Consider the following 24742-nt stretch of genomic DNA (forward strand, 5'->3'; position numbering starts at 1 on the left):
GCTAAGGGGGGTAATACCGGATTCAAAAAGATAATCATGCAAACCAAAGACCTTCAGAGGCTATCTTTTTGAATCCTAGAGCACACCCCTCCCTGACGGTCGGCGAAGAAAGCGTATCCCTTCGGTCGGGTCAGTTCGTCCCCATTCGGGGACGAACTGACCGAATCTGGTATAAGAAGGGGCGTTCCGCTTTTAGCTATCGGCTATTAGCCATCGGCTACCGACCCTCCACTATCGACCCCCACCCCCGCCTTGGTATACCATCTGGGCTATGGACCAGCGCATTCAGGACCTCCGCAAGGAAGTGGACCGCATCAACCGGCAATTGCTGGCCCTGCTCTCCGAACGCGGCCGCATCGTCAGCGAGATCGGGCGCGTGCAGACGGAGCTGGGCATCGACCACTACGACCCCAAGCGCGAGGAGGAGATGCTGGCCTACCTCAGCGCCGAGAACCCCGGCCCCTTCCCCTCCGACACCATCCGCCGGCTGTTCAAGGAGATCTTCAAGGCCTCACTCGACCTCGAGGAGCGCCAGGACAAGCAGAAGTTCCTCTACTCGCGCAAGGTCAAGCCCGACGACACCACCGTGCGGGTGGGCGACGTGGTGTTCGGGCAGGGCAAGCAGATCATCGCCGGGCCTTGCTCCATCGAGACGGAGGAGCAGATGATGTCCACGGCCCGCTTCCTGGCCGAGCGCGGCGTCAGGGTGCTGCGCGGAGGGGCCTTCAAGCCCCGCACCTCGCCCTACGGTTTCCAGGGCCTGGGCGAGCCGGGGCTCGAGCTCGGCCGCAAAGCCGCCGACGCGGGCGGCATGGTCTTCGTGACCGAGGTGATGGACACCCGTGACGTGGAGCTCGTGGCCCGCTACGCCGACATCCTCCAGGTGGGCACCCGCAACGCCCACAACTTCTCCTTGCTCAAGGAGGTGGGCAAGGCCAACAAGCCGGTGCTGCTCAAGCGCGGCTTCGCCCAGACCATCGAGGAGTGGTTCTACGCCGCCGAGTACATCCTCTCGCAGGGCAACGGCCAGGTGATCCTGTGCGAGCGCGGCATCCGCACCTACGAGAAGTGGACCCGCAACACCCTCGACCTCTCCGCCGCCGTCCTCGCCAAGCAGGAAACCCACCTGCCGGTGATCGTGGACGTGACCCACGCCGCCGGCCGCCGCGACCTGCTGGCCCCGCTGGCCCGCGCCGCCCTGGCCGCCGGGCTCGACGGGGTCCACGTCGAAGTCCACCCCAACCCCAAGGTCGCCCTCTCCGACAACGAACAACAACTCGACTTCGCCCAGTTCGACCAATTCCTCGCCGCGATCCGCGACCTGATGCCGCAGCCGGTGGCGCAGTAGATTCGAAGCCGTCAGCGATCAGCCGTCAGCCGTCAGCAGAAGGCTCGTGGAAACCCCACCCCTTCCCTCCCCGCCCGCGGGGAGGGGGTATCCCCCCGGCCCCCCTTGCTAAGGGGGGTGACAAGGCGTTTCGCGTTTCGCGTCTTGCGTTTTGCGTCTTGCGTACGGCGTAGGACGTGGGACGTACGACCCGCGCCCGGCTATCGGCGTTGAGCATTGGGCGTTCGGCTACCAACCACCGGCCTCCCCCCACCCCTCCCTGGCCCCCTCGAGCGCCCGCTGCAAGTCTCCCTCGAGCCGCCTCCTATGCGCCGGGCTTACCTTCCCGCCTTGCTGTGCGAAGCGCTCGAGGTAGGCCAGTGTGAAGCCCAGGTCCCCGACGCGGCCGAGGGCGTCCTGAAGCTGTTTGAGGTCGCCGGTGTCGTGCTCGAGCCACTCCCGGGCGTAGCGCAGGCGGCGCAGGGCCTTGCGTACGGCGTGGAGGGCCTCGAGGGTGTCCTCCCGGGCCCAGAGGGCAGCCTTGCGCCGGAGCCGCCGCTCGAGGCGGGGGAGGCGGGCTTCGGCCTCGGGGATAGGGACAGGGGGCAGGGCCGACAGGGCCCGCAGGAGGGCGGCCGTGCGCGGGGAGCCGAGCATGGGCAGCAGGGCGGCCCGGGCCTCTTGCAGCTCCCGCTCGAGCCAGGCTGCGAAGGCTTTGGGCTGCGGGCTGCTCAGCAACACCTCGAGGTCGCGCACCCGGCCCGCGCCCCGCACCAGCCAGGCGAGGTCGTGATCGAGCGCCCGCATCCCGGCCAGCTCGAGCCACACCCGCAGGCGGCGGGCCGCCACCCGCGCCTGGTGCACGCCCTCGGGGTCGGAGCCCTCGCGGGCGATGGGCAGGTGGCGGCGCAGGTGCTCGAGCCAGGGCCGGGGGTCGATCACAGCTTTCTCCCGATGGCCGGGGGCAAAAAGGCCAGCAGGCGCATCCCACCGGGCTCGGGGCGGCCCTCGAGGTGGGCCACGCCGCCCTTCTTGAAGGGGAAGTGCTCCCCCCACCGCTCGCCCGTCACCAGCCACGCGCACAGCTCGCCCATCCAGGGCTCGTGCCCCACCAGCGCCACCGACTCGCCCCGGAGCTGCTCGAGCAGGGCGCTCGAGGGCGGCTCGGCCAGGTAGGGCGTCACCTCGGCCTCGCCCTCGAGCAGCGGCATCAGCAGGTCGGCGGTCTGCACCGCCCGCAGCTTGGGGCTGAAGTAGATGCGGTCGAAGCCGACGCCCAGCTTTTCCAGGGCCCTGACCATGCGCCCGAAGCGCTCGATACCCTCAGGCGTGAGGGGCCGGGCGTCGTCGTCCTGGCCGGGCAGCGCGTCGGCGGCGATGGCGTGGCGTACCAGGAAGAGGTTCATGGTTTGATTGTCGGTGGTCGATGGTCGATAGCCAATAGCTGATAGCCCATAGCCAGACGCTAAATGCCGGGCGCGGGTCGTACTGCGGGTCGTACGGCGTACGCCGTACGCAAAACGCAAAACGCCCTTTGTTTACCCCCCTTAACAAGGGGGGTCGGGGGGGATAAACCCTCCCCGCCCGCGGGTGAGGGACGACTCGTTGACGCCCCCCGCGATGTCGGGGGATACCCCCTCCCCGCGTGCGGGGAGGGACGGGGCGGGGTAACCACGAGCTGACGGCTGAAAGCTGACAGCTTACTGCTTACCCCTCCTCACCAGTTCTCCGTAAACCGGTACAGCTTCCCCGCCAGGTTCGCCACGAACAGTGAGCGCCGGTAGGGGAGGGGAGGGGCCTGTACGGGGCCCAGGCCGCTGACTTCGAAGATCAGGCGGCCGGTGGTGGCCTCGAGGGCGAGCACCCGGCCCTCCTCGGTGGCGGCGAAGACGTGGCGACCGGCCAGCGAGAGGCCGCCGGTGATCTTGCCGGCGGGGTAGCTCCAGCGCTCGTCGCCGCTCTTGAGGTCCACGGCGATGAGCCTGCCGCCCCAACTGCTGAGGTAGGCCCGCTGGGCGTCGAGGGCGGGCGGGCCCCAGACCTCGCCCTCGAGCTCGAAGCTCCACAGCACCTCGCGGGCTAAGGGGTCGAAGGCGTGGACCTCGCCGGCCCAGGTGGGGATCAGCAGCACCCCGTGACCGGCGGCCAGGCTGGCGTGGACCGGGCCGGTCTCGACCTTGTAGCGCAGGTGGCCGCTGAGGGGGTCGAGGGCGTAGAGCCAGCCGTCCTCGGCGGCGGCGAAGAGCAGCCCGCGGTAGAGGGTGGGGGAGGCCGAGAGGTGCCCCCCGGCCTGGAAGGCCCACACCAGGCTGCCTTTCTCGTCGATGCAGTGCAAGAAGCCGTCGCGCCCGGCCAGGTAGATGCGCTCGCCCAGGATCAGGGGGGCGGCGGTGATCTCGGCGCGGGTGGGGAAGGTCCAGGCCACGCGGCCGGAGAGCTCGAGGGCGCTCAGCTTGCCGTCCCAGGCCCCGGCGTAGACCCGCCCGTTGCCGAAGGCCGGGGGGGCGCTCACCTCGTCGCCCAGGGGGAAGCGCTGCACCCGCTGGTCGGCCAGCTCGAAGCGGGCGACCCCGCGCCCGGAGCCCACCCACAGCCGGCCCTCCCAGGCCACCAGTTCGCCCGGCCAGGCCACCTCCCCGCCCAGGTCGCAGGTCCCGGCGATCTCGAGCCGCGCCGGCTCCGCCGGGCCGCCCGGGTAGCAGCCGCTGCGGCTGTTGCCGCCCCGGGGCGTGGCGCTGAGGTGCTCGCGGTAGTCGCGCAGCAGCTCGCCCAGCGTGTGCGCCGCCGCCGCCGCCGAGGGGCGGGAGCCCGCCTCCTTGTGCAGCAGGCTCTGGGTGAGCCCCGAGACGGCCGGGGGCACGGCCGGGTTGACCTCGAGCAGCGGCTTGGGGTTCTCGTAGACGTGCTGGTACAGCACTGACTGGTCGTTCTCGCCCTCGAAGGGCGGCTTGCCGCTGAGGGTGCGGTAGAGCACCGCGCCGAAGCTGTAGAGGTCGGCCTTGGGGCTCAGCGGCAGCCCCTTGGCCTGCTCGGGGGCCATGTACTGCGGGGTGCCCAGGGTGTAGCCGGTGCGGGTGAGGTGGCGGCTCTCCTGGATGAGGTAGGCGAGGCCGAAGTCCATCACCTTGGGGTGGCCCTCGGCGGTGAGCAGGATGTTGCGCGGGGTGAGGTCGCGGTGGATCACCCCCCGCTCGTGCAGGTGGGCGAGGGCCTCGAGCACCCGCTCGGCGCTCTCGAGCAGCCGCAGCCCCTCGAGCCCGTCCTCGAAGGGCCCCAACTGGTCGAAGGTGCCCCCCTGCACCAGCTCCATCACGAAGAAGGTGCGGCCCTCCTCCTGCCCCAGGTCGTAGACCTGCACCACGCCCGGGTGGGCCAGCTTGGAAAGCGCCTTGGCCTCCTGGAAGAAGCGCTGCCGCTCGGCAGGGTGCACGTAGGCGTGCAGCATCTTCACCGCCACCTGCCGCCCTACCCGCTCGTCGGTAGCCCGCCACACCTCGGCCATCCCCCCCTCCCCCAGGGGGGCCTCGAGCTTGTAACGGCCTGCCAGCTTCACAGGGGCAATATATCCCATGGGGAGCGGTGAGTGCGGGGCTTTAAGCTGTCAGCAAAAAGCGGGAGGCTCGTGGCCCGTGGCTTGTGGCTACCCCTCCCCGGCCCTCCCCGCACGCGGGGAGGGGGTATCCCCCCGGCCCCCCTTGCTAAGGGGGGTGAAGAAAAGGCGTTTAGCGTTTAGCGTCTCGCGTACGACGTAGGACGTACGACCCGCGCCCGGCGTTTAGCGTTCGGCTATGGGCTATCGGCTATCAGCTATCAGCTATCGACTATCGACGTCGAGGATGCCCTCGAGGCACATAGTGTTCGATCATCGGCCCAGGTTACTGCCGGACCGACGCGCTGTAGCCTTCTTCCTGCACCGCGGCGATGAGTTGGTCTGCGGGGGCGCTGCCCTCGACGACCGCCTTGCCCTCCCGCAGGAAGACCTCCACCTTCTCCACGCCCCGCACGCTCTTGAGGGCCTTCTCGACGCTCATCTTGCAGTGGCCGCAGCTCATGCCTTCAACCTTGAGTTCCGTGATCATCGTTTGCCTCCGCCCACCCCTTTAGGGGAGGGGTACGGGACCAGCTTAGACCTGGCGGGCGATAAAGTCAACCCCACCCGGGGAGGGGTGGGGTAAGCTGAGGGGATTGCGGGTCAGAGCGTCGCGAGCCACTCCCGGTACTGCTTGATCTCGCGGCTCTGGACGGTGATGACCTCCTGGGCGAACTTCTTGAGCTCGGGCTTGTTGGCCTTCTTCAGGGCGAGCTCGGACATGTTGATGGCGTCCTGGTGGTGGGGGATCATGTTCTCGAGGAAGGCCCGGTCGGGGCTTTTGCCCTTCATGCCGGTCATGGCGGCGTCCATCATGGTCTTCATGTCGCCGCGCATCATGTCCATGTACATCCGGGAGGGCGCCACCCCGTACCAGCCCTTGAGCCAGGCGGTGAGCTGGCCGATCTCCTTGTTCTGCACGGCGATGATGTCCTGGGCCGCCTTGCGGACGCGGGCGTCCTTCGCGACCTTGAGCGCCGCCTGGGCCATCTCCACCGCGCCCTTGTGGTGGTCGATCATCATGGACATGTAGGCGACGTCGAAGTCCTTGCCAAAGAGGCGCTCGAGCGCCCCCATGCTCTTCATCGGCATCCCGCCGTGCTGCGAATGGTCGGTCTGGGCCAGGGCTAAGCCGAGCGCGAGTGTAAGTGCCACGATCGTTCGAATCATCTCTCCTACCTCCGTGCAAGATAGTGGGGGACTTGTGTTAAGCCCGTGTAAAGCGCCGCCGCGACCCCACCCCCAGCAGCAGCGCGTTCACCGTCACGATCACGGTCGAGGCGCTCATCAGCAGCGCCGCCCACTCGGGCCGCAGCAGGATGCCGTAGCCGTTGTAGAGCGCCCCCGCCGCGACGGGGATGGCGAGCACGTTGTAGATGGCCGCCCAGAAGAGGTTCTGCTTGATCTTGCCGCGCACCTTGCGGGCCAGGGTGATGCTGCGGGCCACGTCGGCGGGGTTGTTCTTCACCAGCACCACGTCGGCGGTCTCCACGGCCACGTCGGTGCCGGCCCCGATGGCGACGCCCACCTCGGCCTCGGCCAGGGCGGGCGCGTCGTTCACGCCGTCCCCGACCATCGCCACCTTACGCCCCTGGGCCTGGAGTTCCCTCACCTTAGCCGCCTTGTCCTCGGGCAGGACCTCGGCGATCACCGTGTCCATGCCGAGCTGGCGGGCTACGGCCTCGGCGGTGCGGCGGTTGTCGCCGGTGAGCATCGCGGTCTGGATACCGAGCGCGTGCAGGGTCCCGACCGCTTTCCGGGCGGACTCACGGACCACGTCGGCCACCGCGACCACCCCTGCGGGCTGGCCGTCCACCGCCACGTACATGGCGGTCTTGCCCTCGGCGGCCAGCCGGGACACCCGTTCTTCCAGTTGGCCCACCTCGACGCCTTCCCGGTCCATGAGCCTCCGGTTGCCGATGAGCACCGTGCGCCCCTTAACCTGGGCCACCACACCGTGCCCGGGGACAGAATCGAAGGCGTCGGGGGGTTGCACGCCCACGCCACGCTCCTCGGCCGCCCGCACGATGGCCTCGGCCAGGGGGTGCTGCGAGGGCTGGTCGGCGGAGGCGGCGAGGGCGAGCAACTCTTCGGGGGTGAAGGGGGCGATGGGCTCGAGGTCGGTCACCGCGGGCTTGCCCTCGGTGAGGGTGCCGGTCTTGTCGAAGACCACGGTGTCGAGGGCGGCGGTGGCCTCGAGCGCGGTCGCGTTCTTGAACAGCACGCCCTCCCGGGCCGCCACCCCCACCCCCACGGTGATCGCGGTCGGCGTCGCCAGGGCCAGCGCGTCGGGGCAGGCGATCACCACCGCCGAGACCGCCACGGTGAGGGCGAAGACCAGCCCCTGCGCCCCCAGGAGGTACCAGAAGAGGAAGGTGAGCACGCCCGAGCCCAGCGCGATGAACACCAGGTACTTCCCGGCCAGGTCGGCCAGGCGCTGCGCCGGGGCCTTGGAGGCCTGGGCGTTGCGCACCATCTGCACGATGCGCGAGAGCGCGGTGTCGGCGCCCACCGCCGTGGCCTTGAAGGTGAAGGCCCCGGTCTGGTTCACCGTCCCCCCGACCACCTTCGCGCCGGGGGTCTTGGCGGCGGGGATCGGCTCGCCGGTGATCATGCTCTCATCCACGTAGCTCTGCCCCGAGATCACCACCCCGTCCACCGGCACCCGGTCGCCGGGCCTGACCACGACCTCGTCGCCCACCACCACCTGCTCGAGCGCCACCTCCACCTCCTGCCCGTTCCGCCGGACCCGGGCCGTCGCGGGGGCCAGCTTGAGCAGGGCCTCCACCGCCCGCCCGGTGGCGAAGCGCGAGCGCATCTCGAGCCAGTGCCCCGCCAGGCTGAAGGTGGTGAGCATGGCCGCCGCTTCGAAGAACACCTCGCCCTCGAAGAGGAAGGTAGCCCCCAGCGAGTAGGTGTAGGACACCAAGATGCCCGTGGCGATGAGGGTCATCATGTTGGCCTCGCCCCGCAGCAAAGCCCGCCAGGCCGCACTGATGAAGGGCCAGCCCCCCCACCACACCACCGGGGTCGCCAGCAGGAAGCCCCACAGCCCCATCGAAAGGCCGAAGGGCGGCATGTCGGGGAAGCCCAGCGCCCCGCCGATGGGCGAGAAGATCACGACGGGCAGGGTCAGCAGCAGCGACACCACGAAGCGCCGCAGCATGTCGTTCACCATCGCGGCCCCGTGCCCGGCGTGCTCGTCGTGCCCCTCGTGGCCCGCGTGCTCCTGGTGCCGCACGGCGGCGTGGTCGTGGGCTGGGGCCGGGGCCGGACGGGCGGCGTGGCCGTGGTGGGCGTGGTCGTGGCCCTCCGAGCCCACGCTGGGGTGCCCGGGCTGGGCCTCGGAGGGGGCGCAGTCGGCGCAGTCGCAGGCGTAGCCCCTTTGCTCGATCTCGGCCTCGAGCCGCTGGGCGCTCGTCACCGCGGGGTCGTAGGCGAGGTGGGCGACGCCCCGGGTGCGGTCGAGGTGGACCTGCTGAACGCCTTCCAGCCGGGCGAACTGCCGCTCGAGGTCGGCGTACTCCGAGCCGTCGTGGCAATTCCTGAGGGCGACCTCGAGGACCGATCCGTGTGGGTGAGCGCCGTGGTGGGTTGCCGCCTTCGACATAGCCTGTACCTCCTATAGGGTCTTTGCTCCGCCCGACGGGGCCGGGTGGCCGTCCACCGCCGCGCGGGCCAGCAGGGCGGCGGGCAGAAGGGCGAGGTAGCTCAGGGCCATCGCCGGGGCCATCCCGACGACCTCTTGCAGGCGCCCCACGCCTACGTAGAGCAGGCCCGCCAGGCCCACCGTGAGGCCCATCAGCATTCCGGAGGCGGTGGCCTCCGAGCGGGGCGCCAGGTCCTGGGCGCTGACGATGAGCAGCGGGAAAGCCATGTTGGTCAGGAGCCCGGCCAGGAGCACCCAGCCGAAGAAGGCCGCCGAGCCGGGCGCCGCCGCGAAGGTGGCGAAGAGGGGCAGGGGCGCGGCGAGCAGGCTGAGGGTGACGACCCTCGAGCGCCCCCAGCGCTGGCTCAGGAGGCTCCCCGTGACCCCGCCCAGGGCCGCCGCCAGGAAGAACACCGTCAGCGTCCAGCCGAGGAGGGTGCTGTCGCGGGCCAGGCCGCGCTCGGCGACCAGCCACAGCGGGAAAGCGCTGGTGAAGGTCGTGAAGGCCACCTCCAGCAGGGTGCCCACCAGCACCAGGCGCCCCACCGGCCCGCGCAACAGCCGGCCGCCTTCGAGCGGGCGGCGGGCGGGTTCAGGCGCGTGGGCCCGCGCCGGGGCGATCAGGTTGATCAGGATCCCCAGCACGATCCCCGGGACCATCAGCCAGGGGGTGTAGCCCAGGCCCAGGCCGGAGGCCACGATCAGCACGAGCACCGGCCCCATCGCCAGCCCCAGCATACCCCCGGCGCTGAAGAGGCTCACCGCCAGCTCCTTGTTCACACTGCTCGAGCGGGCGATGCTGGTGCCCGAGGGGTGGAACGCCGCCGACCCCAGCCCGCCCACCAGCAGCAGGCCCAGCAGCGTCCAGACGCTCGGGGCCACGGCCATCAGGCTCAGCAGGCTCACCGAGAGCACCAGGCCGAAGGCGGCCAGCGCCCGGCGGCCGAAGCGGTCGGACAGCGCCCCGAACAGGGGCTGGGTGACGGATGAGCTGAAGGCGAAGGTGGCGACCAGGAAGGCCAGCCAGCTCTCGGTGAGGCCGAAGCGCTCCTGCAGGGTGGGCAAAAGCGCCGATAGCATGCTCGAGAGGGCGTCATTAAACAGGTGGGCTACAGTCAGGAGGAGGGCTAGCCCACCCCCGGCGACCCCGAATTTCGCGGCCAACGACCCCGTCCGAACGTTCATGACCCTTCCTCCTATCCCACCCCACCTGGGGTGGGATATGCCTAACCTTAGACCCGCCCACGCCAAAAGTCAACCGGTGGCCGGCCGGGGGAGCCCGCTCGAGGCCGTAACCCGGGCTGTAGGACCCTAAGCCCCTACAACCCGGGCCGCGCAGCTATGGGCTAGGGCTTCAGGGCCTGCGCGATGGCCTCGATCAGCGCTTCCTTGTTCTCGTAGGAGGGCCGCAAAAAGACCAGCGTGGCGTTGGTCCAGTCCTGCACGGCGGCGATCTCGGTGTCGTCGGGCAGTTTGAGGTGGGGATAGGCCCCGTACTCCACGTACATGCCGAAGCGCTCGGCCACAGCCACCCCTCACTTCGTCCGGCGAAACCACGCCTCGAGCGCCCGCACCTTGTCCAGGTCGAAGCGGGTGACGAAGGGCAGGAGGAAGGCGGGCTTGCCGCAACTGCCGCCCAGCCCCACCATCGGGAAGCCGGCGAGGCTGGGGGTCTGGTACTTGCGCGCGCAGCGCTCGAGGAAGGCCGCGCGGTCGCGCACCTTGTCCTTGCTGGTCTTGAGGCTGGCGACGTACTGGCCCAGGGACGGGTTGGCCGCTTCCATACGCCTACACTACAGCCCCGCGCGGGCCGGGAGCTTGACAGCGAGCCCTTTCGGGATGGCCTTCAGCGGCCTCGCCCTGGCCGACGAGCCCACACGCCCCTCGAGCGCCCCTCCCCGCGCCTCCCTCGACAGCCTGCCCGTGGCGGGCGCGGTGCGGGCCGGGGAAGGCCTCACCCTTCCTGCCGGATGAGCGGGGTCTTGCCCAGCGCGTTCTTGGGGAGCGCCTCCACCCAGCGCACCTCGACGGGTACGGGCGCTGCCCCCTGTGCGAGGAGCGCTTGGGCCAGTGCTCCCGGCAGGGCCTGCTCGAGCGCCGGGTCGGGCCGGCCTGCCAGCAGCACCTGCAACCGGCCCGGCGCGTACACCACCTGCCAGCCTGCGGCGGGCGCCAGGTCGATCACGTCGTGGAAGACGTTGGGGTGAACGGCGACGGTGCCCCCCTCCCGGCCCGGCAGGCGCAGGACGTCCTCGAGCCGCCCCTGGATGCCGTCCACCAGCCGGTAGGGCCAGCCCGAGGGGCACGGCCGCTCGCCGAGGCGAACGCGGTCGCTCATCTCGTAGCGGATCAGCGGCTGGGTGCGGCTGAAGAGCACCGTCACCAGCACCTTGTCGCCGTACTCGCCGGGGGGGACAGGCCGGTAGCGCTCGTCCACCACCTCGGTGATCACCAGGTCCTCGAACAGGTGCAGCCCGTCGTGGTGCTCGCACTCGGCGGCGATGGTGGCGGCCTCGGTGGCCCCGTAGACGTCGAAAGGCTGGCGGCCCCAGGCCCGGGCGATCAGCCTGCGGGCTTCGTCGGTGAGCACCTCCGAGGCGCAGAACACGGCTTTGGGGGCGATGCGGAGGCGGCCCTCGAGCTGCTCCACCGCCAGGGCCCGCCCCATCGAGGCGTAGGCGACGAGGGCCTCGGGCTGGAAGCGGTTGAGCCGCTCGACGTTCTGGGGCAGGGGATCGGTGGCGTCGAGCCGCAGAGCGGGTACGAAGGGGCTTTGCACGCTCGAGCCCACCCGCGCGGACTGGTGGAAAGGGGTGGTGGTGCTCACCACCGCGATCTTGCTGCGCTTGCCGAGCCCCACCCTGACCCCGCCCCAGGCGTAGACGCGGGCATAGGAAGCCAGCACCGTGGCCCACTCCTCCTCGCCGAAGAGGAAAATCCCCCGCCGGCCGGTGCTCCCCGAAGTGGCACAGACCCGGTAGCGCCCCAGGAAACGCTCGTCGCCCCGGAGGGTCTTCAGGTGGGCCTCCACCTCCTCCAGGCGCACGGCCGGGTCGGTCACGAGCTCGTCGAAGCGCTCCATCAGCAGCGCCTTGGTGAGTACGGGGAGCTCGGGCAGCGGGCGGGCCTCGAGGCCCCGGTGGAACCACTGGTAGAAGGGCGAACGCGCGTAGGCGTGGCGGCGCAGGGCCTCGAGGCCCTGCGCCTGGTGGGCCAGGAGGCGCTCGCGGCTCCAACGGTCGTGTTGCCGCAGCCGCCAGCGCTCGAGCAGCACCCGGACAAGCAGCGAGGCGTTCATGGGGCACCTTTGCAACCCTGCAGGCGGAGGGCCGGCCTACACCTCCGGCCCGACCGTCCCGAGGAAGTCGCCCGCGGCGACCAGCAGCCCCCCCTCCGACCGCAGGGGTAGCTGGGGCAGGGGCCGGGGCGGGGGGAGCGCGACCACTCTGGCCTGCTGCCGGGGGTCGTACTGCCCGCCGTGGCAGGGGCACAGCAGCACCTGCCGCGCCGCGACCCACTGGCTCACGACGCAGCCCAGGTGGGTGCAGACGGCCGAATAGGCGACGGCCCCCTCGGCCGCGTGGCTCCGGCTGGCCTCGTCGAGTTCCTCGGGCCGGAAGCGCAGGAGGAGGACCGCGTTCTTGGCCTCGCCGTCCTTGACCACCCCGGTGGCGGGGTCGAGCGGGTAGGCCAGGACGGGCGGGCCGCCGAGGGGGAGGTCTGAAGGGGTGATCACGGCCCCCTTGCCGCTCCCGGTGGCCCGGACGAAGCGGTCCCCCGCCTCGAGGGGTTGGGTCTGGGGGGTCAGGGTCTTCACGGGGATGAGCCCCCTCCCCGCGTACAGCGCCGAGGCGAGGGCCACCCCGGCGCCGACCCCGACCGCCGCGCGGAGCACGGCGCGCCGCTGGACGTGCTGGGCTTTTTTCGAGGATTCCATGGCTCACCTCCGCTGCCGGGGAAGGGGGGCTAAGGCCGGACCTCGAGCACCCCCATCATCCCCCGGTCCTCGTGCTCGACGAGGTGGCAGTGGTAGACGGTGACCCCGCTGAAGTCGCGCAGGGGCACCGCGATCCGTACGGTCTCGTTCTTGCGCAGGTTCACGGTGTCCTTCCAGGCCCGGTAGGGCGCCGGCTTGCCGCCCCGCGAGAGCACCTGGAAGGGGTAGGTGTGCAGGTGGAAGGGGTGGTCCATGTCGGTCTTGTTGACGAGCTCCCAGACCTCGAGCGTCCCCAGCTTGGCCCGGACGTCCACCCGGCCGGGGTCAAACATCCGGTCGTTGATGAAGAACTCGGCCTGCATCATGCGCTCGCCCAGTACCAGGCGGCGGGTGGCGGCGGCCCTGGCGGGCTCGAGCCGTTCGACGGGGGCCAGCGAGGCGGGCAGGGGCAGGGGCTTGGGGCTGGCCGGGGCCACGACGGTGAGCAGGGTCTCGAGGCGGGTGGCTCCCATGCCCATCATGGAGCCCATCATCCCCGTGTCGCCCATGCCCCCCATGCCGCCGTGGTCCATCATCCCCATCCCTTGGCCCATGCCGCCGTGGTCCATCATCCCCATCCCTTGGCCCATCCCCTGGCCCATGCCCTGGTCGCCCATCATGCCGTTCATGCCGCCGTGCATCATCATCGCGCCGCGGTCGTAGGGGAGGGCCTGCAGCCGGTAGTTGCCGGGCCGGCTCAGGCGCACGAGCACCTCGGCCCGCTCGCCGGGGGCCAGCAGGAGCTCGGTGAGCTCGACGGGCTTCTCGAGGAAGCCGCCGTCGGTGGCGATGAGGTAGAGGGGATGGTTTTCCAACGCCAGCCGGTAGTAGCGGGCGTTGCTGGCGTTCAGGAGCCGCAGGCGCAGGGTGGCTTTCTGAGCACGCAGGGTCGGGCGCACGGCGGCGTTGACGGTGAGCAGGTTGCCCTCCCGGCCGTTCATCCAGTCCATTTGTGTCCAGGCCGGGATCCGGTCGCCGGAGAAAGCCCAGTCCTTGAGCACCAAGAAGTGTTCCTCGGCCCCCTTCAACTCGGGCAGGGCGTCGAGCGGCCCCTCCACCACCAGCAGGCCCGCCAGCCCCGCGTAGAGCTGTGGGGCCACCCGGCCGTGGACGTGGGGGTGGTACCAGTAAGTCCCCGCCGAGCCCTTGGGGATCGTGAACTCATAAAGGCGGCTCTCGCCGGGCTGGACCAGGGCCAGCGGGTCGTCCACGCTGGCGGGCACGTGCAAGCCGTGCAGGTGCAGGTTGGTGGCCTCGGGAAGGTTGTTGGTGAAGTTCAGCCGCACCGTCTCGCCCTCGCGCACCCGCAGGGTAGGGCCGGGGAAGCCGCCGTAGGTCATCAGCCGGGCGGGCTTGCCGCTCAGGGTCAGGTTGCTCTGCCGGGCGGTGATCTGGGCCTCCACCACGCCATCGGCCCGGAGCACCTCGAGCGTGCGGGGCTGGGGAAAGGGGCTTTGAGCAAAGGCGGGGAGCCTCGAGAGCCCGTAGCTGCTCGCCAGGCCCAGGGCTCCGTACTTCAACAGTTCGCGTCGGTTCATAACGCCTCCTGCTTTAGCCTGCGCGTGGAGTGTTAAGCCTGTGCAAAGGGCAACCCCCGGCCGTGGCCGGGGGCTCGAGGGGGCGGGCATCAGGCGGCCTGGGCCATGCGGCGGCACTCCTGGGCGCAGCGGCGGCAGGCGTCGGCACAGGCCCTCATCGTGCCGTCGGGGTCATCGATGGCCTCGCAGCTCTGGGCGCACGCCTCGCAGACCTCGGCACAGGCCCGGCAGACCTGGGCGTGGAGCCGCGAGCCCCGCAGCATGAAGTCCTTGGCTGTCTCGCAAATCTGTACACAGTCCATCATAATGGTCATGTGGGCGGGCTCGACGTGCTGGCCGCCGTGCTGCAGGCAGTGTTGAACGGTGGTGAGGCATACGTCGTGGCACTGCCCGCAGGCCTCGATGCAAGCCTGCATGGCGGGGCTCATGCCGGTGGTGCCGTGGGTGTGGTGCTGGCTGCTGTGCTGCATGGCTGGACCTCCTGAAATTCGGCCTTTCGGCCCTGATCCTGCTGGCAATTCCGGACGACGAGAGGCAGAGTTAAAGCTCGAGCCGGCGGGTCGAAGGAGGTTCAACTTTAGCCCCCCCGCCTGAAGTTGCCTTGAGTGCCGGCTGAAACTACCGGGTTTACAAAGGCTTAACACCAAGGCATTAGCCTCTGTCGGAGAGGAAGCTTATGACCCATCAACCCGACCGAAGACGAGCGCTGAAGATGCTCGGCGGCCTCGCCCTGGGCCTGGCCGGCGGAGCCCTGGCGCAGCAGGGGAGTGCCCTGAAGGGCCTCGAGGCCACCCTCTACAAGTCGCCCACCTGCGGCTGCTGCGGGGAGTACGTGAAGTTCCTCCAGGCGCAGGGCGCCCTGGTGAAGGTGGTGCTGCAGGACGACCTCAGCCCCCTCAAGCGCCGCTACGGGATCCCGCCCGAGGCCCAGAGCTGCCACACCATGCGCCTCGCGGGCTACACGGTGGAGGGGCACGTCCCGCTGGCCGCCCTCCAGAAGCTGCTGCGCGAGCGGCCCAGGATCGACGGGATCGCCCTGCCGGGCATGCCCTCGGGCACGCCGGGGATGCCCGGCCCCAAGACCCAGCCTTACCGGGTGCTGGCCCTCGTCAAAGGGCGGCTCGAGCCCTTCGTGACGCTTTAGGGCGCCCCTTCCCACCGGATCAGGCGCAGCGCGAGGAAGAGCGCGACAGGGCTCAGGACCGGGCTGGCGGCAGCGTGAACCAGAAGGTGCTGCCGCGCCCGACCTCGCTCTCGAGGCCCATGTTGCCCCCCATGGCCTCGACCAGGCCCTGCGCGACCGTGAGGCCCACCCCGCTCCCGCCGTCCTGGCGGCTGCGGGCCGAGTCCACGCGGTAGAAGCGCTCGAAGACCCGCGCCTGGTGCTCGGGGGGTATGCCAGGGCCGGTGTCGCGCACGCTGAAGCGCACCCCGCCCCGCGCCGGCTCGGCCTTCAGCCCCACCTCCCCGCCGGGCGGGGTGTGGCGCAGGGCGTTGGCGAGCAGGTTGGAGAGCACCTGCTGCAGGCGCTCGGGATCGCCCCACACCGCCGGCAGCGGCCCACAGGGCTCGAGCCGCAGGGCCACCCCCTGTTCCGCGAACACCAGCTCGAAGCGTTCGGCCGCCCGCCTCAGGGCCGCGGCAGGGTCGAGCGCCTGCGGGCGAATCTCCACCGCTCTCGCCTCGACCCTCGAGACCAGCGACAAATCCTCGACCAGGCGACGCATGGCCCGCACCTCGTGGCTGATGCGCCCGGCGGCCTGCTCGGGCGGTAGCACCCCGTCGGCCAGGGCCTCGGCGTAGCCCTGCAGCCCGGCCAGGGGCGTGCGCAGCTCGTGGGCGACGGAGCCGATGAGCTCGACGCGGCTCTGCTCGACCCTCTCCAGCGCCTCGGCCATGCGGTTGAAGTCCTGGGCGAGAGAGGCCAGCTCGTCGCGGCCGTGCACCGGCAGGCGGTCGTGGTAGTGCCCCTGCGCGATGCTACGGCTGCCATGGGCCAGCAGCCGCACCCCCTGGCTGACCCGCCTCGAGACCACCCAGGCCGTGCCCGCCGCCAGCAGCCCGGCCAGCGGCAGCGAGGCCAGCCAGGCGGCGGTGAGGGTCGAGCGCAGGCCGCGTTCGAGGTCGGCGTGCAGCTCGTGGCCCTGCGGCCCGATGGCCGCCACCATCTGCTCGATGTGGCTCTGGTAAAAGCGCGGGGCCAGCCACTCCGCGAAGCCCAGCAAGGCCACCAGCGCCACCAGCGCCGCCAGCAGGTGGGTCAGGAACAGCCGCGTGAACATTATTCCTCCCGGAAGCGGTAGCCCACCCCGCGCACCGTCTCGATGTAGCGGGGGTTGTCGCTGTCCTCGCCCAGCTTCCGGCGCAGGCCCGCGATGTGCACGTCCACCACGCGATCTACGCCGGGGAAGTCCCCGCCCCACACCCGCTCGAGCAGCCGCGCCCGGCTCCACACCAGCCCGGGGTGCTGGGCCAGGGTGAGCAGCAGGTCGAACTCCAGCCGCGACAGCGGTAGGGGAGCCCCGTTCAGCAGGGCTACGCGCTCGGCGGGCTTGAGGGTGAGGGCCCCGAAGGCGAGTTCGTCGCGCAGCCCCCGGCGTCGCAACAGCGCCCGCACCCGTGCCACTACCTCGCGCGGGCTGAAAGGCTTGGTCACGTAGTCGTCGGCGCCGAGATCGAGGCCCTCGATGCGCTCCTCCTCCTCGCCCTTGGCGGTGAGCATCAGGACGGGGAGGTCGGGGTAGTCCCGCCGCGCCTCCCGGGCCACCTCGAGCCCGCCCACCTTCGGCAGCATCAGGTCCAGGATCAGCAGGTCGGCCGCGCCCAGCCGGGCCAGCGCCTCGGCCCCGTCGCGCGCCTCCACCACCTCGTGCCCCTCCTGGCGCAGGTAGGCCCCCAGCACCTCGTGGATGGAAGGGTCGTCATCGACCAGCAGCACTCGAGCCATACTCACCCCCAGCTTACGCATGCCGTGCGGCCGGTGACCAAGAGCTAGTGACGTGTGGGAGTATCCCCCCTAGCCCCCCTTGCTAAGGGGGGTGGAGAAGTAGCGTCTTGCGGCTTGCGTATTGCGTACGACGTACGACCCGCGCTCAGCTATCAGCTATCAGCTATCAGCGTCGAACATTCAGCGTCTAGCGCACCGGGTTCTCCGGCCCCCGGCCCCGGTAAGCGTCGATGAAGGCGGCAGCCGCGGCGGCGTCCCAGCGCTCCAGCCGCAGCAGCTTGGTCCAGGCGGTGAGCTCGACGGTCTGGCCCAGACCCGCCTTGGGCACCACCACCAGCCCGTCCCACTGGCCCCGGTAGCGGCCGGCCCAGACCCGCAGGGTCTTGAGCACTTCCTCCCCGGGCTGGTCGTAGTAGATCACGACGTTGCCGTGCTCGAGCGCGTGCACCAGCTTTTCCCGGGGCTCGCCGCGGGTGTAGAAGCCCGGCTCACTCCAGTTGTACCAGTGCGTCCCCGAGGTGGGCGGGTCGGTGGCGTAGCTCAGCGAGGCGCCGATGTTGGCGTGGCTGCGCCCGTAGTCCGGGTGGTTCTGCACCTGCGTGAGGGCCGGCTTGCCCTCCTCGATGAGGCTCTCGAGGCTGGGCACCCCCTGCTGGCCCTGCCAGCGCAGGAAGCCCCAGACCGCCACCGCCAGCACGAGAACGCCGCCGATGACCCAGGGCCAGGGGCTGGGCTTGGGCTTGGACGAATACTTCAAGGCCTGTTTCCGTGCGCTCTTTCCCATAGACCCTACCAAGCTACCGCATTCGGGGTGAGGGCAATTGGGATTTCAGGTTGACTTCAGCTTGGACCCGGTACCGGCTTAAGGCTTCGTGAGCATGCTTAGAGCCGGAGGTAAGAGCGATGAAACCCAAATATCTGGCCGGTTTGGCCCTCACCCTGCTGCTGGCGGCTTGCACGACCCAGAACCCGGGCTCGAGCCCCGGCCTCAGCGAACAGGACGCCCAGGCCCTCTCCGAGGCCGCGGCGGGCGACCTTGCCCTCGACGTCGGCCTGCTGGCCGACGCCCGCGGGGGCTCGAGCCTGCAGGCGGCGGCCCTCACCGAGGGGGCGCGCAACGCCATCGGCTATCGCCTGCCCCGCCGCCTCATCCACCTGCTCAACGCCGTCGGTGCTTACCTGCCCCCCGCTGGCTCGGGCGAGTGCAGCGTGACGGTGAGCCCCACCGACTACACCGACGCCGACGACGACGGCGTGCCCGCCAACGTCACCGTCACCTTCGACTGCGCTGGGACCCGCGCGGGCGGGACCGACTACACCACCGAGGGCAGCGTGACCCTCAGCGACACCAACGACGCCCTGCCCCTGAGCGGCTACAGCGCCGGCTTCGCCGGCTTCCACACCGTCCTCACCCGCGACGACGGCACCGTCATCGACCACGCCTTCGACGGCAGCCTCACCCTCGACAAGAGCGACGCCAGCCTCTACGCCATCGCCAAGGACTACAGCCAGGCCGTCAGCGTCACCAAGGGCGCCAACACCTACACCGGCAGCGCCGAGTTCGAGGTCGAGAAGACCTACGCCCCCGAGCTCCCCGACACCCCCTGGGCCAAGGGCACCATCACCATCGCCCAGGACAACCCCGGCAGCCTCACCTGGGTGCGCGGCGGCAAGACCCGCAACCTCGTCTGGTACACCGACCCCACCCTGCACTACAACCGCGCCGACTGCGCCAGCCCCAGCCGCCTGCTCAACTACGACGCCGGCGCCAAGGAGTGGGTCTACACCCGCCCCAGCGGCGAGCAGGACACGCTGCGGCTCGAGTTCACCGGATGCGGGCAGTTCACGGTGACGCTCAACGGGGAGGAGGTGGAGTAGGGGGTGTCGGTGGTCGATAGCCGATAGCTAAACACTAAACGCCGTAGGGCCGGGTCTCAGACCCGGCCCTACCCGCTCCGTTCCCTCGTGGGGGGAGGGTCTTACCACAGGCCACAAGCTCCTAGCCCTAAACCCGCTCCCCTCTCTTCCTATCCAGCTCCCGCCTCGGACGCAGCAGTTGGGGGAGCTGGCTCACCAGCGTGGCGCCCAGGATCAGGAGACCTCCCGCCAGCCCTTGCACGCCCAGGCGTTCGCCCAGCAGGAAGTAGGCCAGGATGGCGGCGTAGACGGGCTCGAGGGTGAAGGCGATGGCGGCTTCGGGGGCCGGGACGGTGCGCTGGCCCAGGGCCTGAAGCCAGACGCAGATGGCGGTGGCGATGAGGCCCAGGTAGAGCATTTCGGCGTAGGGGAGCGTGGCCCAGTTCCAGGCCGGGCGCTCCCAGGCCACCCACACCCCCGAGAGCAGGGCCACGCCGAACATCTGCACGCCGGTGATGGGCAGCGTGGGGTAGCTGCGCACCGCCACGAAGTGCTCGAGGCGCCAGATGTAGAAGGTGTAGGCCAGCGCGGTGCCCAGCGTCCAGAGGTCGCCCACGTTGGGCGGCGAGCCGTCGTAGGACAACAGGCCCACCCCCACGATCGCCATCAGCGCCGCTGCCCACACCGGCAGGCGCAGTTTGTGCCCGATCAGCCCCAGAAAAATCGGCAGGATCACCACGTAGAGCGTGGTGATGAAGGCGCTGCGGCTCGCCGTGGTGTACTCCAGCCCCACGGCCTGCGTGGCGTAGCCCAGCCACAAGTAGAAGCCCAGCTCGAGCCCCGCCAGCCACACCTTACGCTCCAGCCGCAGCACGAAGGGCACGAAGCACAGCGCCGCCACCGCGAAGCGGGCCAGCGTGATCTGGGAGGCGCTGAGCGACTCCAGCGACTGCTTGATCACCACGAAGGTGGTGCCCCACAGCAGCGTGGCGATGTTGAGGTAGAGCAGCCCCAGCAGGTGGTCACGGCGCACGGCTCCAAGTCTACCGGGCGGGTGCGCCACCCTCACAGTGAGACGATGCGGGTTCTCGCACCGCTCACCGGAAGGCCACCCTGGCCTTGCCCGGCGATCCAGCGGGCCGCTTCTAGCAGATTTGCGGCGATGTAATCAGGCTCTACCGCGGCCCAGTCCTGGCGGTAACGCCCGAGCGAGGTCGCGCCGTGTCCGGTACGCACCAGAATGTTTCGACACCCTGCCCGCGCACCTGCCTGCATGTCGCTGTAGCCCATGTCCCCGATCATGAAGCATTCCTCGAGCTTCAGCCCGAGATCTTCAGCCGCCCGCAGCAGCATTCCCGGTGCGGGCTTCTTGTGCTCGCAGTCCCGGCGGTAGGCCTCGACGGAGGCCGTGGGGGAGTGGGGGCAGAAGTAGATGGCCTCGAGCCAGGCTCCGGCCCGCGCCAACTCCTGGGTCATGGCTTCGAAGCAGGTGTGCAACTGCGCCAGGGTAAACCGACCATCGGCCACCCCCGATTGGTTGGTGACGACCACCACCCGCCAGCCTCGCTGGTTGAGGAGCCGAACGGCTTCGGCGGTAAAAGGAGCCAGTTTAAAATCATCGGGGTGGCAGTAACCCCCTTCCAGGCTCATGGTCCCGTCTCGGTCGAGGAAAACAGCTTTCACGAAGCCAGTCTATGGCTCGACGTGCTCACGGTACCAGCGCTCGAGCCGGGGGATCGAGACCCCCAGGATGGCCTCGCTCTTGCCGTCCACCTCGAGCACCACCCCTGCGCTCAGCCCGCCCACCAGCTCCCTGACCTTGCGCAGGCCCTGGGCGTCCTCGCCGATGTCCACGAACTCGAACTCCACGCCCTTCTGCTCGAGGAAGAGCTTGGCGACCTCACAGGGGCCGCAGCCGGTCAGTCCGTACACCTTGACCATGACTCACCTCGAGGCCGCCGCCCGCGCCCCCGATTCCCGCAGCCAGGCCTCGAGCTCGCCCGGCGACGTGAAGCGCAGCACGGTGAGGTGGGGGTACTGGGCCCAGAGCCCGGGGTAGTGCCGCTTCTTGCGCCAGTGGCTCTTGAAGGCCCACAGCAGGATGGAATTGCGGCTGAACATCTGCCGCCAGGTCTCGTAGTTGCCGTTGCAGACGGGCTTGCGGTCGATCACCCGGCTCAGGGTGCGCCGCAGCAGGCGCGTATAGACCAGCGGAAAGGGGTAATCGAGCCAGATGGCCGTGTCGGCCCGGGAGAGCAGGATGTCGCGGATGGCGCTGTAGTTGCCCTCCGTGACCCAGCGGGGCCCCCTAGTTGCTTTCTCGACCCTCGCCCGGAACTCCGGCTCAGGGGTGGGCACCCACCCCGGGTTCCAGTGCAGGGCGTCCGTCTCGAAGTAGGGCAGGCCCAGGCGCTCGCCGAGCCGCCTCGCCAGCGTGCTCTTGCCGCTGCCGGTGGTTCCGAATACGACGATCCGCTGCAAGGGCATAGAGTTTCAGGATACACCGTGGGTGGAGGTCGGTGGCCGGACGCCGGGCGTGGGTCGTACGTCGTGCGTCCTACGTCGTACGCGAGACGCAAAACGCAAGACGCCGAACGCAAAACGCAAGACGCAAAACGCTCTTTACCCCCCTTAGCAAGGGGGGCCGGGGGGGATAAACCCTCCCCGCCGGCGGGGAGGGTGGGGGAGGGGTCACCACATGCCACCGGCTGACGGCTGAAAGCTGACCGCTGACGGCTTACTCCTGACCGCTGACGGCTTACTCCTGACCGCTGACGGCTTACTCCTGACCGCTGACGGCTTACTCCTGACCGCTTCTACAGATCCCGCTTGCGGAAGATCCAAACTGCCAGCGCCAACGCCGCGACGATATACGCGCCCACCCATAGCAGGAAAAGGGGATCGGCGGGGCGGTTCCCGGCGAAGGGGTTGCCTTCGGGGCCTTGGCGGGAGAGCTGGAGCAGTTCGGGGCTTTGTAGGTAGTAGGAGGCGAAGCGCCAGAGGGCGTCGGTGGGGATGAGCCAGGTGCTGGCTTTGGAAAGGCGCTCGAGCAGCGGCGTGTTGGTGAACTGGGCGATGAAGCCTAAGATGCCGCCGGTCCAGCCCATCCCGTAGAGCACCACCTGGCCGATGCCGTTGGTGAGGGTGGGCAGGAAGGAGGAGCCCAGCAGGGTGAGGGTGAGCAGCAGCACGGCGTTGAGGCCCATCAGGCCCAGGGCGGGGAGGGGCTCGGGGGGGAGGTAGCCCACCATCAGCCAGGTGCCCAGCAGCAGGCCGCCCCCGGTGAGGGTCATGTAGGCGAAGGCCAGCAGGCTCATGCCCAGCCACTTGCCCAGCACCACCTCGGCGCGGCTCAGGGGCTTGGTGAGCACGGTGTGGAGGGTCCCGGCCTCGAGCTCGCCCGAGAGGCTGCCCACCCCGCTGAACACGCTCACCAGGCCGCCCAGGAAGTTCACCATGTACAAGCCCATCAGCACCACGAACATCCAGGCGAACTCGGCCTGGGGGAAGCGCTCGAGGCCCGCTTCCCGCGCCCGCCGCTCGAAAGCCTGCTCCTGGAGGTAGACCCCGTAGAAGAAGAAGGCCAAAAACAGCACGGTGAGCAGCGCCAGGGCGAAGAGCAGCCGCTTGCGCGCCGCCTCGCGCAGGGTGAAGCGGGCCACCTTGAGCATCAGGCCCCCCTCCGCTCGACCTTGTCGCTCACGAGCGAGACGAACAGCTCTTCCAGGCTCAGGCGCCGGGGGGTCAGGGCGTAAAGCTGGGCTCCGCTCCGAAAGATGGCCTCGGCCAGGCGCGGGAGCTTGGCCTCGGAGTCCACCTCGAGCACCGCGCCCTGCCCGTCGGTGGAGCGCAGGGTGCCCAGGTCCTTCAGGCGCTCGAGCAGGCCGGGGGAGAGGGCGTCTACGCGCAGCTCGACCTCGAGGCGCTCGGCCAGCAGCTCGCCCATGCGCCCGCTGCGCACCACCCGCCCCCGGTGCACGACGGCGATGCGGTCGCAGGTCTGCTCGACCTCGGAGAGCAGGTGCGAGTTGAGGAAGACCGTGGTGCCCTGGGCCTTGAGCTGCCCGATGATCTCGCGCACCTCGCGCCGCCCCAGCGGGTCGAGGGCGCTGGTGGGCTCGTCGAGGAAGACCAGCCGGGGCCGGTGCAGGATGGCCTGCGCCAGCCCGATGCGCTGCTGCATCCCCTTGGAGTAGCCCCGGATGCGCTCGCGCTCGCGCCCCAGAAGCCCGACCTGCTCGAGCACCTCCGGGATGCGCCGCCGCAGCTCGGCCGCCTCCATCCCGTACAGCTCGCCGTGGAAGCGCAAGAACTCTTCCCCGGTCAGCCAGTCGTGGAAACGGAACATCTCGGGCAAGAACCCGATGAAGCGCCGGGTCTCCTTGTCCTGCGGCGAGTGCCCCAGCACCTCGAGCTTCCCCGCCGTGGGGTAGGTCAGGCCCAGCAGCATCTTGACGGTGGTGGTCTTGCCCGCCCCGTTGGGACCGAGAAACCCGAACACCTCCCCCTGCTCGACCTCGAGGCTCACGTCCTCGACGGCTGGCCTCCCCCGGAATACCTTGCGCAGGTGCGCGGTGCGGATGGCGGCTGGCACAGGGGCGAGTATACGGGCCGGAAAAATTAGAGCGGTATGGCAGGGAGGGGATAGAGGAGAGGGACAGTCAGGGAGACCCGTGGCCCGCGGTCGGTCGAGGGCCGAGGGTCAGGACGTCTTGCGTTTAGCGTTCGGCGTTTGACGTACGACCTCCATTCACCGCCATTCGATCACGGGAACGCCCAGGATGAGCAGCTCCCACCAGCGGAGCCGGGGCTTTTGCCGTGCATTCCAGACCATGCCTAAGAATAACCCGGAATTGGTCCGGAGTGCGTGAAAATTGGCGTTATATGGACCGTGTCCATACCGATGGATTGTTGGGCTCCGAAGTGCGATGGAAAGGGCCCCCAAGCACTCCCGGGGGCCCGATGATTTTTTTAACGCCTACTTGCCGAAGCGGCGTTCGCGGCCCTGGTAGGCCCGAATGGCCCGCAGGAAGTCCACGCGGCGGAAGGCGGGCCAGAAGGCGTCGAAGAAGTAGTACTCGCTGTAGGCGGCCTGCCACAGCAAAAAGCCCGAGAGCCGGATCTCGCCCGAGGTGCGGATGATGAAGTCGGGGTCGGGGACGCCGGCGGTGTAGAGGCGCTCGGAGATGTGCTCCATGTCGAGCTCGGCGGCGAGCTCTTCAGGGCTCTTGCCGGTGTGAGCGGCTTCCAGGAGCAGGCTTTTGACCGCGTCCACGATCTCCTCGCGCCCGCCGTAGCCCATGGCGATGTTGAGCAGCATGCCCTCGTGGTGCTTGGTGGCCTCCTCGAGCTCCTCCAGCGCCTGCAGCACCTTCGGGGGGAAGCGGTCGTGGCGCCCGATGACCTTGACCCGCACCTCGTTGGCGTGGATGCGCGGGTCCTGGGCCATGCGCCGCGCCTCCTTGACGAAGAGGTTCATGAGGGTCTCGACCTCGACCTGTGAGCGGTTGAAGTTGTCGGTGGAGAAGACCCAGATGGTGACGGTGGGGATCTTGAGCTCCAAGCACCACTCGAGCACCTCGTAGGCCTTCTGCACGCCGAACTCGTGCCCTTCGTGGCCGGCGAGGCCCAGCTCGCGGGCGAAGCGCCGGTTGCCGTCTAGAATCATGCCCAGGTGGCGGGGCACGTGGCCGTGGCGCACCTCGGCCTCCAGCCGTTTCTCGTACCACCAATACAGCGGCTTGAGCGCGCCGCGCAGCAGGTTGATGACCTGCTGCCGCAGGGAAGTCTTGCGGGGAATTAACGGGGTGTCTACTGCCATGCGCGAACCTCGAGGTCCAGTCCGAAGCCCATTCTAGC

The 24742-nt window shown here is 69.6% G+C and carries 26 protein-coding genes; 3 read left to right on the plus strand and 23 right to left on the minus strand.

Going from position 1 to position 24742, the window contains the following annotated elements; all coding sequences use genetic code 11:
- Window positions 1–271 precede the first annotated feature (271 nt).
- Window positions 272–1348 carry a bifunctional 3-deoxy-7-phosphoheptulonate synthase/chorismate mutase gene (locus MEICH_RS0118020; protein WP_027893745.1) on the plus strand — a complete coding sequence of 359 codons (1077 nt, stop codon included), beginning with the start codon at window positions 272–274 and terminating at the stop codon, window positions 1346–1348.
- Window positions 1349–1576: 228 nt separating this feature from the next.
- Here the strand turns inward: MEICH_RS0118020 and MEICH_RS0118025 are convergent, their stop codons facing one another.
- The 13 genes from MEICH_RS0118025 to MEICH_RS0118085 all read right to left on the minus strand — a co-directional run bounded on the left by MEICH_RS0118025 (window position 1577) and on the right by MEICH_RS0118085 (window position 14549).
- Window positions 1577–2269 carry a CHAD domain-containing protein gene (locus tag MEICH_RS0118025; RefSeq protein ID WP_027893746.1) on the minus strand — a complete coding sequence of 231 codons (693 nt, stop codon included), beginning with the start codon at window positions 2267–2269 and terminating at the stop codon, window positions 1577–1579.
- Entirely contained in the window at window positions 2266–2733 is a 468-nt protein-coding gene (gene sixA / locus MEICH_RS0118030) for a phosphohistidine phosphatase SixA (protein ID WP_027893747.1), read from the minus strand. The genes MEICH_RS0118025 and sixA overlap by 4 nt, the downstream gene beginning before the upstream one ends.
- A 311-nt stretch (window positions 2734–3044) precedes the next feature.
- A complete protein-coding gene (locus MEICH_RS0118035) occupies window positions 3045–4898 on the minus strand; it encodes a protein kinase domain-containing protein (protein ID WP_036219686.1) in 1854 nt (617 codons plus the stop codon).
- A 304-nt stretch (window positions 4899–5202) separates the two neighbouring features.
- Window positions 5203–5406 (minus strand): CopZ family metallochaperone, encoded by a 204-nt coding sequence (locus MEICH_RS0118040; RefSeq protein ID WP_027893749.1) that lies wholly within the window; start codon window positions 5404–5406, stop codon window positions 5203–5205.
- Between the two features lie 113 nt (window positions 5407–5519).
- Complete coding sequence (locus MEICH_RS0118045) at window positions 5520–6086, minus strand: DUF305 domain-containing protein (RefSeq protein WP_027893750.1); 567 nt, start codon at window positions 6084–6086, stop codon at window positions 5520–5522.
- Window positions 6087–6123: 37 nt separating this feature from the next.
- Window positions 6124–8526, minus strand: a complete 2403-nt coding sequence (locus tag MEICH_RS0118050) for a copper-translocating P-type ATPase (protein WP_027893751.1) — start codon at window positions 8524–8526, stop codon at window positions 6124–6126.
- 12 nt (window positions 8527–8538) lie between these two features.
- The gene (locus MEICH_RS0118055) at window positions 8539–9750 is read right to left on the minus strand and encodes an MFS transporter (RefSeq protein ID WP_084542416.1); all 1212 of its coding nucleotides are present in this window, start codon (window positions 9748–9750) and stop codon (window positions 8539–8541) included.
- Between the two features lie 161 nt (window positions 9751–9911).
- Window positions 9912–10091 (minus strand): hypothetical protein, encoded by a 180-nt coding sequence (locus MEICH_RS0118060; protein ID WP_027893753.1) that lies wholly within the window; start codon window positions 10089–10091, stop codon window positions 9912–9914.
- Between the two features lie 9 nt (window positions 10092–10100).
- Complete coding sequence (locus MEICH_RS0118065) at window positions 10101–10349, minus strand: hypothetical protein (RefSeq protein WP_027893754.1); 249 nt, start codon at window positions 10347–10349, stop codon at window positions 10101–10103.
- Between the two features lie 170 nt (window positions 10350–10519).
- Window positions 10520–11863 carry a phenylacetate--CoA ligase family protein gene (locus MEICH_RS0118070; protein WP_027893755.1) on the minus strand — a complete coding sequence of 448 codons (1344 nt, stop codon included), beginning with the start codon at window positions 11861–11863 and terminating at the stop codon, window positions 10520–10522.
- 36 nt (window positions 11864–11899) lie between these two features.
- A complete protein-coding gene (locus MEICH_RS0118075; RefSeq protein WP_027893756.1) occupies window positions 11900–12502 on the minus strand; it encodes a QcrA and Rieske domain-containing protein in 603 nt (200 codons plus the stop codon).
- Window positions 12503–12531: 29 nt separating this feature from the next.
- Complete coding sequence (locus MEICH_RS0118080) at window positions 12532–14079, minus strand: multicopper oxidase family protein (RefSeq protein WP_027893757.1); 1548 nt, start codon at window positions 14077–14079, stop codon at window positions 12532–12534.
- A gap of 89 nt (window positions 14080–14168) precedes the next feature.
- Window positions 14169–14549 carry a four-helix bundle copper-binding protein gene (locus MEICH_RS0118085; protein ID WP_218916434.1) on the minus strand — a complete coding sequence of 127 codons (381 nt, stop codon included), beginning with the start codon at window positions 14547–14549 and terminating at the stop codon, window positions 14169–14171.
- A 206-nt stretch (window positions 14550–14755) separates the two neighbouring features.
- On the opposite strand from MEICH_RS0118085, the gene MEICH_RS0118090 reads away from it, so the two are divergent.
- On the plus strand, window positions 14756–15223 hold the full coding sequence (locus MEICH_RS0118090) for a DUF411 domain-containing protein (RefSeq protein WP_027883192.1): 468 nt from the start codon (window positions 14756–14758) through the stop codon (window positions 15221–15223).
- Window positions 15224–15275: 52 nt separating this feature from the next.
- Here MEICH_RS0118090 and MEICH_RS0118095 read toward each other — a convergent pair whose 3' ends face one another.
- The 3 genes from MEICH_RS0118095 to MEICH_RS0118105 form a co-directional block, all read right to left on the minus strand.
- Window positions 15276–16361: a sensor histidine kinase gene (locus MEICH_RS0118095; RefSeq protein WP_027893759.1), complete on the minus strand. Its 1086-nt coding sequence runs from the start codon at window positions 16359–16361 to the stop codon at window positions 15276–15278.
- Window positions 16361–17026 carry a response regulator transcription factor gene (locus MEICH_RS0118100; RefSeq protein ID WP_027887981.1) on the minus strand — a complete coding sequence of 222 codons (666 nt, stop codon included), beginning with the start codon at window positions 17024–17026 and terminating at the stop codon, window positions 16361–16363. The genes MEICH_RS0118095 and MEICH_RS0118100 overlap by 1 nt, the downstream gene beginning before the upstream one ends.
- Window positions 17027–17213: 187 nt before the next feature.
- The gene (locus MEICH_RS0118105) at window positions 17214–17810 is read right to left on the minus strand and encodes a DUF3105 domain-containing protein (RefSeq protein WP_027887982.1); all 597 of its coding nucleotides are present in this window, start codon (window positions 17808–17810) and stop codon (window positions 17214–17216) included.
- 119 nt (window positions 17811–17929) lie between these two features.
- Between MEICH_RS0118105 and MEICH_RS0118110 the strand changes: the two genes are divergently transcribed.
- Window positions 17930–18904, plus strand: a complete 975-nt coding sequence (locus tag MEICH_RS0118110; protein ID WP_027893760.1) for a hypothetical protein — start codon at window positions 17930–17932, stop codon at window positions 18902–18904.
- Window positions 18905–19031: 127 nt separating this feature from the next.
- Here MEICH_RS0118110 and MEICH_RS0118115 read toward each other — a convergent pair whose 3' ends face one another.
- From MEICH_RS0118115 to MEICH_RS0118145, 7 genes are all read right to left on the minus strand, one after another.
- The gene (locus tag MEICH_RS0118115; RefSeq protein ID WP_027893761.1) at window positions 19032–19916 is read right to left on the minus strand and encodes a DMT family transporter; all 885 of its coding nucleotides are present in this window, start codon (window positions 19914–19916) and stop codon (window positions 19032–19034) included.
- A 32-nt stretch (window positions 19917–19948) separates the two neighbouring features.
- On the minus strand, window positions 19949–20566 hold the full coding sequence (locus MEICH_RS25950) for a D-glycero-alpha-D-manno-heptose-1,7-bisphosphate 7-phosphatase (protein WP_051304331.1): 618 nt from the start codon (window positions 20564–20566) through the stop codon (window positions 19949–19951).
- Between the two features lie 9 nt (window positions 20567–20575).
- Complete coding sequence (locus tag MEICH_RS0118125) at window positions 20576–20824, minus strand: glutaredoxin family protein (protein ID WP_027893762.1); 249 nt, start codon at window positions 20822–20824, stop codon at window positions 20576–20578.
- A gap of 3 nt (window positions 20825–20827) precedes the next feature.
- Entirely contained in the window at window positions 20828–21370 is a 543-nt protein-coding gene (locus MEICH_RS0118130) for a EutP/PduV family microcompartment system protein (RefSeq protein WP_051304332.1), read from the minus strand.
- A 329-nt stretch (window positions 21371–21699) separates the two neighbouring features.
- Window positions 21700–22554, minus strand: a complete 855-nt coding sequence (locus MEICH_RS0118135; protein ID WP_027893764.1) for an ABC transporter permease — start codon at window positions 22552–22554, stop codon at window positions 21700–21702.
- Window positions 22554–23477 (minus strand): ABC transporter ATP-binding protein, encoded by a 924-nt coding sequence (locus MEICH_RS0118140; RefSeq protein WP_051304333.1) that lies wholly within the window; start codon window positions 23475–23477, stop codon window positions 22554–22556. The genes MEICH_RS0118135 and MEICH_RS0118140 overlap by 1 nt, the downstream gene beginning before the upstream one ends.
- 384 nt (window positions 23478–23861) lie before the next feature.
- The gene (locus MEICH_RS0118145) at window positions 23862–24704 is read right to left on the minus strand and encodes an isoprenyl transferase (RefSeq protein WP_157202895.1); all 843 of its coding nucleotides are present in this window, start codon (window positions 24702–24704) and stop codon (window positions 23862–23864) included.
- Window positions 24705–24742: the final 38 nt, after the last annotated feature.

The sequence above is a fragment of the Calidithermus chliarophilus DSM 9957 genome (assembly GCF_000430045.1).
In the GTDB taxonomy this organism is placed as follows: Bacteria; Deinococcota; Deinococci; order Deinococcales; family Thermaceae; genus Calidithermus; species Calidithermus chliarophilus.